Below are 15,765 nucleotides of genomic sequence, written 5' to 3'. Positions count from 1 at the left end.
AACTTCTTGCCGCCGCCGCTCGTCGAAGAGGGTGGAGTGATCTGTTCAAGTAGTTTTGACAGTCTCCGTATTCCAAGTAATCTGGAACCTATCTCGCCTCCCCATTGGGTCGAACTGCCTTAGTACCGAAGAGTTTCCCCTGTGCTTCCGCCCGAAATCGCCATCCTTGTCTTGGTCTGCTTCGTCGCCGTTTCTGCGCTGGCGATGATCTACGCGCGTCATGCTCGAGTCAAAGTTCAGCCGGTTTCCGCCCCAGGTAGAGTCCGTCGCAGTCATCCGCAACGGCTGATCGAAACGCTTGAAGTCCGCGAAGTTTTTGATGCCGCTGGCGTCGAACTGGAAGGGGAGGACCTCTTCCTGAACGGCAGCATCTATCAAAACGTCGACATGGTCGCTCTGGCCAAAGCGATCACGGCCTCTGGCGCCAAATTTTATGGCGCCGCGTGGTGCCCTCACTGCACCGCGCAAAAGGGATTCTTCGGAGAAGGCGGAAGCTATTTGCCGTTCTACGAAGTCACCAACGCGGACCACACGCTCAATGATCTCGGTTCCAGTTTGGGCATTCAAGCGCTGCCCACTTGGATCTTCGCCAACAATACGCGAATCGAGGGCACGCTGACGATTGAACAATTGGTTCAATATACCGGCGTCACGGTACCGACATCGACCACGCCGTACATCGCCGAAATTGCTCCTATCACGCTCTATGCCGGCGAACCGTTGTTTCTGACTCTCGACGGCTATTCGCCAACCGGCGAGGCGCTGACCTATACCGTCACCAGCAGTTCCGGCACCGTGTTAACGGAAGTCCGCCAACAGACTCGCAGTTTGCGGATCACGGTCAAAAACTTTGGCGTGATGGAATTCCAACTACTGGAAGACTACGCGAATCTGGCGACCGATCAAATCATCGCGCTGGCCCAGGCCGGCATCTATGACGGCTTGAAGTTTCATCGCGTCAAAGACAACTTCGTGATTCAAGGGGGCGATCCGCTGGGAACCGGCGCCGGCGATCCGACGATTCCCCAGTTCGACGACCAGTACGATTTCGATTTGCGCTATAATCGCAGCGGCGTGTTGGGAATGGCCAAATCATATGACGATACGAACTCTTCGCAGTTCTTCATCACCGAAGGGACGCAACGAGAATCGCTCGATTTTAAATACACGATCTTTGGCTATTTGACCGAGGGAGACGCCGTACGCGAAGCGATCAGCGAGGTCCCGACCAACAGCGGTGATCATCCCACGACGGATGTCATTATTGAGAAAGTCGAGGTCTTCCAAGACTATGAAAATGCGTTGGTGAAATTAAACACCTTCATCGCAGGCGTCACCGGTAGCGACACGTTGACCATTACGGCGACCGACGCGAGCGGACGAACATTCAGTCGACAAGTGAACGTCGCTTATTTCCCCACTTCGGCGAACAAGGTCGCCTATTTAGGGGACATTCCTGACATGATCGTTCACCCCGGAAGCGTGCTTACCTACCGTCTGATCGGATACGACGCCAACGGCGACACGGTTCGATTCCTCGACAAAGATGGCTTGTCGGCGGTGCCGGTGCCGATCCAATCCACCAACGCCAACGGGCTGATCTACTCGGTCGACAACACGACCGGCGTGCTGACGATTCAAGTTCCTTCCAGCTTTCGCGGACAAGGCCAGGTGATCGTCGCCGCCTACGATTTCCTCAGCACCAGTTCCTTGAACTATGACTTTCAAGTCATCACCGTCTCGGCCTTTGTCGCGCCGATCTTGGTAAACGACACCTTCGATACGATCGCGGGATCGGTCAATAGTATTAATCCCTTGGCGAACGATGATCCGTCGGCGCCTGCATTTGATCTGAATACCCTCGAGATTCTCTCCATTCCCGCCGGCATTCAGCTGAACATTCAAGACGGCGTAATCACCTACAACACACCGGTCGGCTACTCTGGTTCGTTCACGGTGGGCTATCAAGTCAGCAATATCTACGGCGCCGCCGGAGGTTATGCCTCCATCACGATCAATGTTTCACCCAACACGGTCGCCGTCGCTGGAGCCGACGCGTACCAGATCGATGTCGACGGCGTCGCGATCTTCGACGTGCTTAACAACGATCGGCTGAACAAATTTCTCTCCAGCAATATGGGAATGTCGATCACCTCGGTCGGCACGTCCTCTGTCGGTGCAGCGATCGCCATCCAAGACGGAAAAATCCGCTACATCCCGGCCGCCGGCTTCTCTGGTCTCGACACGTTCATCTACACGGTCACCAACGGTACTTCGGTCGCAACCGGCACGGTATCGGTATCGGTCGTCGATATCCAAGATTTTGGCGTGACCGTCTCGCGTGAGCCAACCGAAGCGGGCGACCCGCCGCCGATTAGCGATCCTTACCTCAACGAATGGGACGCTTTCTGGGTGGAAGTTTGGGTCAACAGCGATCGAATTTCGACCCAAGGAGTCAGCGCCGCGGCGCTCAACATGCACTTTGTTCCCGGGCTGTTTGATCCAACCACGATCGAGCCGGGCGCAGGGTTTCAATTCACCAGCACACCCGCAATCAACGGCGAGACCGGCGAGATCACCGGCCTGAATGCCGTTGCGACAACCACGGGACTCGGCTCTGGCCAGCGCGTCTTGCTGGCCCGGATTCGGTTTCAACCGTCTGCCGGCGGCGGCTTATCCGTCGAGAGCGACGGCATTCCGTTTGACGCGTTCTTTTCGGTAAGCGACGCTCAGCTTCAAGCGGCCGACACCGCAATGCTCGACGCCCAAATTACGGCGTTGCCGACCACCAAGATCTTGCCGGTCACCTATGACCTGAACGATGACGGCCAAGTCGATCTGACCGACGTTGTCATTTTCCGCGACGATTACCTGGGAAACACGTCGGCTGACGCGACCCCAGGCGACTTTGATCTCAACGGCGTCGTGAATACTTACGACTTCTCGTTGCTTATCCGTGAGCTAGGTGAAACGCGAGCCAACGTCAGCGCCGCCGTCGAAGGACATGTCATCGAATATGACTTCCAATATCTGGCCATCGCACTTTCGCAAACCCCGTTGTCTGTCGGAGTCGCTCCGCCGGCCAACGAGGTGACCTCGCTGACGCCGGAAGATGTGCAACCGGTGCTAGACGCCGCTGCCGACAAGATCGCCGACGCCTACAGTCAGCTAGGGATCTTCAATTACGTCGTGACGACGAATTTCCAAATCGTGGATTTGCCCGGATCCCAACTTAGCTACCGCAACAACGGAATCCTTTATCTGGATATCGATGCCGCCGGATATGGCTGGTTTGTCGATAGCACGCCGACGCAGAATGAAGAATTCAGCTCAAGCGGCGAAAACTCTTGGAATGCGTCTGCAGGGGACGCTTCCGGCAAGGTCGATCTGCTGACCGTGATCTTGCACGAGCTGATCTCGCATCAGGACGAGACCGAAGACGACCTCTTCGCCGATCATTTAAACGTCGGCAAGCGATTCTTGTTCGCTCCCGAGGATCTGCCGATCTTCCAACTGCTTAATCCTGCGTTGGTCGATCAAGCGTTGGCTGACGAAGACGCCTAACACGCCGACTAGATCGCTCGCTTCTAGAACGATTCGCTAGAAGACCATGATCACGTCAAAGCCTAGCGTAAATTGCTCTTTCGAGTTCCCGTCTTCAAAGGCGCCGTTGATTCCTGGCGCTTCCAAGTCCGACCAATCCCACCGTAGTTCTGGTCGCGCGATCAACCAATCATTGGGATGATAGTTGGCGCCGATGGTTAGGTCGTAATAAGATCCGCCGGTCGTAATGTTGTCATTCGGCAACGCGAAGACGCGTGCATTATCGCGATCGTCAAACCATTCAAAACGTAATCCCAAGTCCAAGCAGGGATTGACTTCATAGTAGAGATAGTTGGCGATGCCGTACCACGACGCGCTGTCGAGCGTACTCGCTTGGGTCACGCGAACATTGTCTTCGGTTCCATAGTTCACATCCATGACGTAAGTCCAGCGGCATGTGAGGCGCTGTTGCAGCACGACGTCCAAAACAGTTCGGTTGTTGTCCGCCGCCGGATCCTCTGGTCCCGACATGACGCCCAAACGCAGCTTTGTCGCTTGATCGGGCGAGGTCCAGTTGAAGCCGCCCATAAAGCCGGTGCTGCCGTTGTCTTGTTCCCACGTGTTCCAGCCGCGCGTGACGCCTGCTGTCCAGGTCATGCAGCAAGAACTATCCCAGCTAGCGAGCACGCCGGTCGTCGTAAACGGCTCGCCATACTGCATGATATAGGAGTGCGAGTAGAAAAAGTTCTCCGGCGCTTTGACCGACTCGTAGCCCAGTATTGAATAGAAGTGCCCCATCTTCACGCGAACGCCGCCAGCGATCGGCGCCTGGACTTCGACATAGGCCTGCGGCATCGCCAATCCATAGAGACCAGCGGTGCCCGCATTGCGCGGTCCGTTGTTGCTATTCCATTTCTGGCTTCCGTCCGAGTAGGTCTCGAGCCCGTTCGCCTGAATGAAGTAGTAGTCCGTTCCGTAAAGCAGATCGAGCTTCCCGCCGATGTCCCAGCAACCGCTCGTCGGATCGATCGCGCGGCCCATCGAGACGTAAAGCTGATTCATCATGTATTCGTTGGCTTGGTCATTGAAGATCAACGGCCCATTCTGGCCAACCGGACCATTCGAGCTGCTCGCATTCGGATTGCCGGTAAAGCCTTGATCGAGCCAACCGTCGATAAAGAAGCGATCAAAGCACAATTGCGGACAACACGTCTCGCAGCCGCCGCAACCAGCTCCGCAAGCGGGCTGATAGGCGTCTACTTCGTAGCCTTCGGGCGAAGCCATTTCCGCTTCGACATACGAAGCTTCGGCCGGCGCAACGACCAGCGCTGACGACGAATCTGCGGGACCGCGCGAAGGTTGGTAAACGCGATCCGAAGAAAATAGCGACTGCTGTCCGTACGCGACGTGCGGCGCACACGCAAACAGGAGAGCAACGCAAAATAGGTAACGCGACATGTTGAATCGCCTGAAGTCCAGGGGGGAAGACTGTCATCTGGCAAAGTTTAAATTCGCGCGTAAACTTTGCCGCCACAGTCAACCTATCGGCCCTTCGGCCGAAGTCGCTTCAGTCGATTCTAACGGTTGTAACGATATTTACGGGGGCCCCGTGACAGCAATGATGGCGCCCCGGGTCTTCTAGAACTTGAAAATCACGTCAAACGACGCCGTCCACATCTGCTTGTCCATGAAGTTGTTGTAAGGGCCCTGGGCGCCTAACAGATTGATGTTTGACGAGTCGTAACGCAGTTCCGGTCGAACATTGACGAAGTCGTAAGGCCGCCAGTTGGCGCCGAGCGACACTTCGTAGTAGTTGCCGCCTGTGGAGAACGCTTCGATCGGCACCGCGATGACGCGAGCGTTGTCTTCGTCGCGGAACCACTCGAGCCGCAGGCCCAAGTCGACCGTATCGGTGTACTTTAGAAACAGGTATTGGTTGACGCCGTACCAGTAGGCGGTGTCCGATTCAAAGTTCGCATCTAGCTTGCCGTTCTCTTCCAATCCAAAATCGCTCTGGAAGACGTACGTCCAGCGACTCCCTAGCTTGCGGGTATAGACCAAGGATTGGAGGAAACGATTGTTCAGGCCATCGATATCTTCTTTTCCGTTGATAAACGAATAAGAGAGTGAGGACGTGTCGGTTGCGTACTGAAAGCCCATCAACGCCGACAGCTGACCGTTAGGATTGTCAAAGTTGTCCCAACCATTGGTTACGCCGCCATGCAGGGTTAAATGATCGCCAGCGGTATAGCTCGCCAGAGCGCCGGTATGGGTAAACGGCTCGCCATATTGCATCGTGTAAGCGTGAGAATAAAAGAAGTTCTGCGGCGCCATCACCGACTCGTACCCGATGATCGTGTAAAAGTGACCGAACTTCACTTTGAGCCCGTTGCCGATCGGGGCATAGACTTCCCCATACATCTGCGGCATCGCCAGGCCGTACAACGCTGCTTCGCCCGCGGCTCGCGGACCGTCGCCGTTCCAGTGCCGCGTGAGATCTTGACGCGTCTCGAGACCTCGAGCCATCGTGAAGAAATAGTCGGAACCATACAGCAGGTCGACGCGTCCTCCGAGCGACCAGCAGCTCTCTTCCTCGACATTCTTACCCATCGCCAGATAAAGCTGGTTCATCTGGTATTCGTCAGCACGATCATTGAAGGTCATCGGCGTATTGAAGTTGTTCGCCGGATGATCAAAGTTGGCGGTGTAGCCTTGCGAAATCCAGCCATCCACAAACCAGCCGCCGCCGGCAAGGCCGTCGCCTGCGCAGCAGTTGCGACAAGACCCGACATCGTAGTTGCAGCACGCGTCCCCATACGCAGCGGCCTGCGCCGACGAGTCCGTCAAAGAAATCGTCTGGATTTCTACGTCTTCAAAAGCAACCGGCGCCACCTCAAACGAGGGATCCAACACGACCGGTTCCACTTCGATGTCTTGCGCATAACATGCAGATCCCAACGCTAATACGCCGGCCAGCATGAAAAATCGCCATATTGGGTAGTGCGGCATCCTGCACTCCTTGGACCAAGAACTCGCTCCTCTCCGTGGGGCACACGGAGCGTCTTCATCGCGATTGGCAACGCAACAGCGAGACGACGCCACACAAATCGGTGTGGTAAGCAGTAGTTCAATCGGTACAACCTCCTTCTAAAGTTTGATCGAAATGATTGGTATCAAAGGGATTATTGCAACGGAGGCCGCACAGAATCGCTAACCGGAATATCTTCACATCCGACGCATCGCCAGCTTCTTATGCATTCTTGCTACCCCGTAGATCTCATTTGCATATCCCTTACATGTGGCAAAACAGGAAGGCTAAGAGGGCAATCTAGGAAAACAAGATGGAGGAGATGCCAGCATTCTCGTTGAAATCACCAAACCGCCTGATTTAAATGGAACTCCGAGGATCCATACCCCCTCTCTAACCCAGGATTTTTTCCCGACGGTTAGATTCGTTCCAACTCTCTAAATTTCCTCGGTTCCCCACTCTCCCCTTAACCCCCCATACTCCTAGATTCCCCCTGAAGTTGGGTGGTCGGTGCATAGCATGAAAAATACAGATTGGACTCGTGAAAATAATCGCAAGCTTCGCAAACATCGACGAGATCGTCGTCGCATGGGGCAGCGAAAACTAGCCAGCGAACAGCTTGAGCTGCGCGAGTTGCTGGCGCTAACGACCATCGATTTGGTGACAGATCTCACCATTGCGGAAGGTACGCACCGAGACATCACGCTCGACCATATCTCGGGACCCACGTCGGTTCTGGTTGGTCTCAAAATCAAAGGCACCAGCGGCAACTTTGATCCCGGCGTTCCGCTGATCCACGTGAAGGACAATCCTTCACAGACCATCCCCTTGGTCAGCGCGATGGCCAATGTGAACGGCACCACCGACAGTCTGGTCTTCTTCCAGATGGGAACCTCTACGCTGACGATCGAAGTCGGCGGCAGCGGCGGTGGTGATTTCCAGGCCGAAATCTTCCTGTTCGGCGACTCCGATGGTGACGGAGCGATCACCGAAGCGGAGTACATGAAGGCGAGCGCCGCCCAAATGCAAGGCGCCGGCACCGGCAACGCCAACACTGCGATGTACTACAAGTCGGTCTGGGGAATCGACTTCAATCAATCGCAATACGACTATGAATATGACCTGGATCAAAACGGCAAGGTCGAAGCGCACGAACTCAACTGGGTGTCGACCAACCGAGCGGCGACCGGCGTCCATCTTGATTTGATCGGCGACGTCGACCCGCCGACGATCACCTCGCAACTCGCCGCCGGCTTGGATACGACGCCGGTAGGTTTTCCTGGCCCAGGCTTCGCTAATGACAGCATCACCAACGCCGACCCCGCCACCGGCGATGTGGTGATCACCGGCACGATCGCTGACTTCAGCAATATCACGTCGGCCACAATCTCCGGCACGGCAGGCACGATCAATCTGCTCTCGGCCGACGCGATCGCTCAAAAAGATATCTCGAATCCGCGTTCCTTGACCTACGGTCTCAGCCGCGCCGATCTGACGACCCTGTTCGGCTCCGACGTCTTCGCGACAGACAACACCTTCGTGTTGATGATTAACGCCGTCGACGATTTGGGGAACACTCACGCGACTCCGCTCCAGTTCACCTATACCGTTGACATAACCGACCCGGCTGCGCCGAGCTTGGTCGACCTGACGACTGACAGCGGTCTCTTGTCGGATGACAACATTACGAATGCGACGACGCCGTCGTTCGACGTGACTGTCGAAGCCGGCACGGTCGTTGAGCTGCTTTATCGGGAAGAATCGGCAGGCACATTTACTTCGCTCGGCAAGATCTACGACGCCGATCAAGATGGTAAGGTCACGTTCGTTCTGCCGACCCAGTTGAGCGAAGATGGCAAGTACATTTTCAAGGCCGTCTCCTACGACATTGCAGGCAACGAGAGTGACGAAAGCGGCGAGTTGATGGTCGAGATCGACCGCACGATCGCCAGCCCCGTGGTCACCGAGCTCGACAACAAGACGACGGCGCCTTTGTTGACGGACGAAGAGAACGCCGTCTTGACGGTCACCAATGTCGAAGCCGGCGCCAGCGTCACCGTGAACAGCATCACGATTGTGGACGGCAGCGCCGAGGATCTGGATGCGACCGCCGGCCAGGTGCAGTTCGGCATGATCCCCTTGGACACCATTGGGAAAAACACGCTGCAGGTCACTTCGACCGATATCGCCGGTAACACCACGTCGACGCCGTTGACCCTCACGGTGATTCGCAATACGAAGCCGGAACTCGACCCCGATAGCTTCTCCGGCCTGACGCTGGGCGAATCGACCCCGGATCAAGTTTACAACGGTTCGGCCGTGACGGGCTTTAACATTGGATTCTTACCAGGCACGACCGACGCCGGTGAGAACTATTCGTATCAAGTGACGACAACATTGCTCGGCGCCGGCATGTCTTCCTTGGGTATGGACTTTGATACGACCGGTCTGATCATCTCGATTAACAATACCTCGGGCGCGATCGTGATCACCGATCCCAACAAGGTGCTCGACTATGAAAACGGCGTACGCTTTGTGCAGCTCAGCGTCATCGTCACCGACGACAAGTTTGACGGACTCAATGGACCGGGCCTCTCTGACACGCACGTATTTACGATTGCAGTCGAGGATCTGAACGAAACTCCGGCATTCGACGAAGACCCTTACACGTTCTCGATTCTCGAATCGCAAACGAGCGGTACGGTCGGTTCCGTCAGCGCCACCGACCCCGACGAGACGGGTCCCAATTCAGAACTAAGCTACTCGTTCACGTCGACCGTCGACAGCCGTTTTGCGATCGACAACGACGGCAAGATCACGATCGTCGGCTCACCCACTTTTGACTTTGAGACCGAGAAATCGATCGTCCTCGAAGTCACCGTCACCGACGCCGGCGATCCCGCCAAGAATGATGTCGTGATGGTCACGATCAATGTGACCGACGTCAATGAAGCGCCGACGATGGACGCCCCGACCACCTACAGCTTTACGATTGAGGAACTTGCCCCAGGCAGCACCACCATCGCCGGCACTACGGAACTCGGAACCATATTGGCTTCCGATCCTGACGCGGCTGACGATGACCCGACGGCGACCAACCCGGACTTTGCGAGCCTTGTCTATACGCTGACTGGAACCGGCTCAGAGAATTTCGAGATCGGCTCCGACGGCACGATCAAGGTTGCGTCTGGCGCCGTCTTGGACTTTGAAGGGGTGAAGGAGTTCAATCTCGAAGTTCACGTAACCGACATGAACGGCGCCGGCTTGCAAAGCGCCGGCTCTTCGAACGTGAAGATCACGCTGTCCAACGTCAACGAAGCCCCGATCATCGACGTGGCTCCGACCACGGGAACAGTCGACGAAAACGATGAAGCAGGCGCCGTGACGCTGGATGTCGAATTCGACATTCACGATCCGGACAACGTCGGCAAGATGTCAGGCGACGCCGACTATCAGACGCTCATGTATGAGTTGACCGACGACGCCGGCGGCCTGTTTGAGATCGACAGCGACGGCAACATCTCGTTGGCGGCCGGCAAAGCGCTGAACTTTGAGGTAATGCCGAACCAGTTTCTCCTCAAAGCCATCGTGTCAGATGGCGCGTTGATGAGCGAGGAAATCGAGATCCTGGTCAAAGTCAACGATATTGACGAACCGCCAGTAGTATCTCCGACCACTTATACGATTTCTACCGTCCAATTGAGCCTATCTGACCAAGGCACCGGCAAGGCAATTCTGTTTGACGATCCGGAAGACGGCACGGTTACTTTCATGAAAACCGGCGGCGACGATGAATTCACCGTCGATACCGACGGGAATATTCTCTTCGTCGGGACAGAGATTCCCACCGCGGACGCTGATTACTCAATCACGGTGGATCTGACCGACGGCACAAATCCGGTCACGCAAGTAATCACCATCCAAGTCCGCTTGAACCAGGCGCCGGTACTCGTCCCAGGCGATGATCTCGCTATCCCCGAAAATTCGCCGATGGGCACTTCGGCGGGCTCGGTTACTTTTACGGATCCCGACACCGCACTGATGGATACCGTCGAATCGGCGGTGATCACCGGAATTAGTTCTGGATTGACGTCCGATTTCGAACTCGTCTTTGTCGGAGAGGCGGGCGGCGAATACGAATACGATGTTCGAGTCGTCAACCCGGCCGCGCTCAATACCGAAGCCAACCCGACGATCACATTGTCGATTACCGTGACCGACAACAACGGCGTCTCGGACACGATCGACGTTGATATTTCCGTCGAAAACGTCAATGACTTGCCGGAGTTCACCGCTCCCAACATGAATCCGAGCGTCGATGAGTACGTCGCCGCGATTCCGGATACCGACGGCACGCCGGCGGACGGGGATGAGGTCTTTGACTTGACCAGCGTCTTCTCGGATGAAGACATGGATTCTCTCGAGTTCAGCATCGTCGAAAACGACCTGTTTGAAATCGTCGGCAACAAGGTCGTGATCAAGAATGCGGCGCTGCTTGACGCCGATGCCGGCAGCGGCTCGTTCGTCATCACCGTATCTGCCGATGACGATGTGAACGACGAATTCGCGGCGATCGAAGGGATGATCACGATCGACATCGCCCAGCGGAATGAACTGCCGCTACCGCTTGACGACCAGGACATGCCGATCGTGGCCGATGGCAGCGGCGTGGTTCACCTGGGCAACATTACGCTCAGCATCAATGACCTCGCTGACGTCAGCAATGGCGGCGCGGTTCCCGGCCTTGCGAACATCTACTCGATCTTGAACTTTGGACCGGACGGCCCGACGTCCGATCCAGAAGGGGACGTCCTCAAATTCATCCAAGCGATGAATAACAACGATCAGTTCACGATCGCTGAGAACGGCGACATCACGTTCACCGACACCGCCTTCTTAGATGATCTGGAAGATGAAGAGACATTTACCCTCTCGTTCAGCTACTTTGACGACAATGCGAATTCGTTGAGCTCGACAGATCTGGGCGCGACTTCCATTGAATTTACGATTACGATCGTTGAGAACGCGGCCCCCGTCTTCTCGAACTTTTCTGCGAACGTTGTTGAAATCGCCGAAAACTCGGATCCCGGATCCTTCACGAGTCCGGTTTTGATGTTTGACGTGACGGACCCCGAGGGCGACACGATCGATTCGGTCACTGCGTCGGCAGTTGGAATCGCGGACGGGATTTTCAGTGTCGAACACGTTTCGGGATCGCAATACCGGTTGGTCGTCGCCAGTTCGGCCAATCTCGATTACGAAGCGATCTTAGCCGCGTTTTCGTCCGACACCTTCACGGTGACGCTTACCGCCGTCGATGGCAACAACGGCAGCGGTTCGACGACGATCGACGTGACGGTGACCAATGTCAACGAAGCTCCGGTCGCCACCGGCAGCAACGCGACGATCATCATCGACGAATCGAAGTTCGACGGAACCGACACGCATTACGTCGGAGACGAAGACTTTGCGGGTAACGGGGCCTCGTCAGCGGACGACGGCTTTGTGCTGGAATTCGCGATGTCAGAACTAATCGACAACAACGGCAACGCGATCTTCACCGATGTCGACAGCAGCGACTTGACGCTTTCCATCCAGATGGGCGACACCACGCTGGGCGAATCGGCTTACTCGATCGAGATCGATGACAATAACACCCCCGAAATCGACGATGACAAACTCATCGCCAAGTTCTATCACTACCAGCCGGGGCTAAGCCGCGGAGACACCATCGTGACGGTGACCGCCTCCGACGGATCCTTGGAATCGGTCGGTTCCGCAACCATTACCTTCGAATACGCGGTGAAGAGCATCGTCGATGTTCAGATCCGAGCGGTCAAAGAACTGTCGGACTTTGATGGCGCCGGCGCTGACGTCAAATTTGGCGATCTGCCAGAGTCGACGGCCAACACGTTGGTCGATGCCGAGGATCTCGACAACTCGTTCTATTACGAAATTTGGGTCTCGGTTAATTACGGCGCCGATCAAGCGGCTCCAGGTCGGGTCTTCTTTGACGGCCCCGCTTTCATGGTGATGAACCTGCTCTACAATTCCGACGCCCTCGGTTTGCAGACGGATCCCAACAACACGAACAACTTGCTGGCTCCGACAATCTTGACTCCCACTGGCTATCTCTCCAATGCTGGAGAAACCAGCGAGCCGGGCCAAATCGTTGGTATGTTCGGGATCTATACCGACATTGATATCGATAGCGAAACGGGAGAAGCCTCCTCTGGAAACGGCAAGTTCGCTTACGACAATGTCGATGCCGGCGATTACATTCGCTTCGCGACGATTCCGTTCCAACTGGCTGACGATGTCACGGTCAGCGGCAACCTCGAAGACTTGCTTGAGGTGAATTTCGGCGATGTCTCCGGCATCACCGGCAATTACGGGGCAACCGCGATGCTGCTAGACGCGGCTGGCTCAGATCAGGAATCGACTCCTGTCTTGCCGGGCGCCGATTTGCTGACCGGCGGCGTTGTCGATAATTCTCAGTACAACATCGAAACGCCAGCGATCGAAATCATCACTGATTTCATGACGTTTACCGTTGAAGACCAGGCCTTTACGATTGATGCGGCTGAAAGCATCTTTGGCACTGGAATGACGGAGATAGAGGATCAGATTGGCGGCGCCACCGCGAATCTTTCTGGAAATCTCTACGTACAAATCCTGGATGCGGCAGGACCTACGACCAGAATCCGGATCGTCGGCGCCAATCTGACGTTCTCAGAAAATCCGAATATTTCGCCCGGCGATCCGCCCCAAGGAAATGAAACTGGTACAGCGCCAGCCAATTACGGCTTCTCGGCCGGTACGAGTGATTTCGCGATTCGCGATTTGTCGCTCGGGATCGATGGTCCGGTCGAATTTGAGGTGACCGGAGATTTCTTCGATGATAATATGGGTACCTTCGATTCCGCGTCGCTCGGGTTGATCACGACAAGTGGTCTATTGCAGCGCGGGTATATTGATAGCGGATCTGGTGAGCCCGCCTCCACCGAAAAAGACCTCACTGGAAATGCGGTGGATACCAAAGCAGGCGCCGTCGAGACGAGCTTTATCAAAGCGGAAGATGTCAACAATGACAACGATCTCAGCAATGATCAGATCTCACTTTCATTCGATTTGGCCCGCTATTTGGTAGACACGGCTTCGCCGACGCTCAGGTTCTTTGGAAGCGGTAAGATTATCGCCAACTTTAACGGCGGCGTTGAGTCGCCGGCGTTGACCGGTACGGTTTCGGCCAACGGCGGACAGACGCTGGACGAGGGAAGCGGCGTCTTTGTGTCGGTCGTCGATCAGCCGACCGAGCTTGACGACTCGGGACAAATCGCCGCATTGCCGGTGAATGAAACGTGGGTCAGCGAATGGGATAACTTCTGGGTAGAAATCTGGGCCAACACGGCCGACGCCAACGGTATTCAGTCCGGCATGGCCGACCTGAAGTACAACTCGCAGTTCTTCACCGCGACGAAGATCGAATACGCCGCACAGTTCGATCAAGCCCATTCCGGCGTGATCAACGACATCAACGGCACGATCACCAATCTTGGCAGCGGCACGCTCTCAGGCGACCTGGGCAAAGACGGCTTCGTCTTACTCGGTCGCGTGAAGTTTGAGTCACTGGCTGGTGACGGTCTCTCGATCGAAGAAGGCCTGCAGTTTGGCCCGCAAGATCTTGGCCTTGAGATCCTCAGTGGACAACTTCAACTGTCCGATGGCGGCTTGATCCAAGCGGCGACCGGCGCCAATCCGAATGTCGACGTTTGGGCGGTTCCTTACGACCTGGACGATGACGGTACGATCTCCCTGATCGATCTATCGCAGTTGGTCCGCCGGATCGGGTCGACCTCGATCGCCGCGAATGACGCGCTGACCGCCGCGACCGACTTTGACAACGACGGTCGCACGTCGATCGTCGACCTGTCGCAGTTGATTCGTAACATCGGCATCTCCAAAACGAACGCGTCCAACATCAAATACCCGACTTCGTTCACCCAACTGTGGGTCGGAGCGGGCTTGGTCACCAACGGCCCCGATACGATCGAGTCGATCTTCACCGCGGCGAACAACGCGTGGGCCGAAGCGCTCGGCTTGGACAAACCGTTGGACGTTCGCTTGGAAGTCACCGACCTGGGTGGAGCTCAATTGGGCGAAGCCAAGCTGGTTGGCTTGAATACCGAGGGTCTGCCGGTTCGCGGCGTGCTGACCATTGACGACGACGGCGCCGGCTTCGGCTGGTCGACCGATCTCGAAAATGGCCCCGGCAGCGATCAGTACGACCTGTACACGGTGATGCTGCACGAACTGGGTCACTTGTACGGCTTCATGCCGCAATACTCGGCGTTCGGTGAGCATGTCACCGACTTCGAGGGCTCGACGATCTTTGTCGGCGACATGTACTCGGTCGAACTCGATTCGCGCGGCGAGCATCTCGACGTCGACACCTACGCCAGCGATGTGATGAGCCCTTACTTGGCTCCTGGCATCCGCAAAGAGATCTCGGCCCTGGATACGCAGATGATCTTGACCGCCTATTCCTCGGCCGACTCGTCGACGACCGTCGCCAACCATGGCGCCGCGTTGACCGAACAGCCGGCGAGCAGCCAACCGACGGTGGAACAACCGGTGAATATCGTCAGCCCGGTTTCGGAAACATCGACGGTTGATGTCGACGTGATCCAATCGGCGACCAGCTTTGTGCTGGGAGACAATGTCGCCAATCTGGCCGACGTCAGCGGTCGCACCGGCCTTCCTGTCGTCATGCCAGAATCGACGCGTCGGACGCTGGAACAAAGCGGCATCGCCTTCAAGACGCTGTCGAATTACTCGGCCGCCGAGTTTGACAATGTCTCGGAAGTGATGACCGAAGTCGAAACTTACTTCGATGACTCAACGCTGATCGAATCGACCATCTCGGACATCGATTCCGACGCAGACGACTCGAGCGACGGGGATTCGATCGACGATCTGTTCGCCGAATGGGACGAGATCGAAATGGCCTAATCGCCGCAAGTAGCTATCTATCACCGAAGAAGGCCGCCTGTTTGGGCGGCCTTTTTTTTCGCAGCGGCCGACTCGTAGCGAGCTATCGCATTTTGAGGGTTGCGATATAGGATGGAAGTGAAGCATCGAACACGGCAACGCCGCGGATAAAGCGAGAAAAAACCGCAACACTAGCCCGCTGC

4 protein-coding genes are annotated in these 15,765 nt (G+C 56.0%); 2 read left to right on the top strand and 2 right to left on the bottom strand.

Going from position 1 to position 15,765, the window contains the following annotated elements; all coding sequences use genetic code 11:
• Window positions 1-141: 141 nt before the first annotated feature.
• Window positions 142-3,564 (top strand): cyclophilin type peptidylprolyl isomerase, encoded by a 3,423-nt coding sequence (locus DSM3645_RS28255; protein ID WP_002652672.1) that lies wholly within the window; start codon window positions 142-144, stop codon window positions 3,562-3,564.
• Between the two features lie 36 nt (window positions 3,565-3,600).
• Here DSM3645_RS28255 and DSM3645_RS13110 read toward each other — a convergent pair whose 3' ends face one another.
• Window positions 3,601-5,001: a porin gene (locus tag DSM3645_RS13110; RefSeq protein ID WP_002652671.1), complete on the bottom strand. Its 1,401-nt coding sequence runs from the start codon at window positions 4,999-5,001 to the stop codon at window positions 3,601-3,603.
• Between the two features lie 180 nt (window positions 5,002-5,181).
• Window positions 5,182-6,552 carry a porin gene (locus DSM3645_RS13100; RefSeq protein WP_081444813.1) on the bottom strand — a complete coding sequence of 457 codons (1,371 nt, stop codon included), beginning with the start codon at window positions 6,550-6,552 and terminating at the stop codon, window positions 5,182-5,184.
• A gap of 538 nt (window positions 6,553-7,090) precedes the next feature.
• Here DSM3645_RS13100 and DSM3645_RS13095 point away from each other — a divergent pair.
• Window positions 7,091-15,583 carry a cadherin domain-containing protein gene (locus tag DSM3645_RS13095; protein WP_002652669.1) on the top strand — a complete coding sequence of 2,831 codons (8,493 nt, stop codon included), beginning with the start codon at window positions 7,091-7,093 and terminating at the stop codon, window positions 15,581-15,583.
• Window positions 15,584-15,765 lie beyond the last annotated feature (182 nt).

The sequence above is a fragment of the Blastopirellula marina DSM 3645 genome (assembly GCF_000153105.1).
GTDB classification, from domain to species: domain Bacteria; phylum Planctomycetota; class Planctomycetia; order Pirellulales; family Pirellulaceae; genus Blastopirellula; species Blastopirellula marina.
Note: the sequence above shows the minus strand (reverse complement) of the source record. Positions and strands in the feature narration are given on the sequence as shown.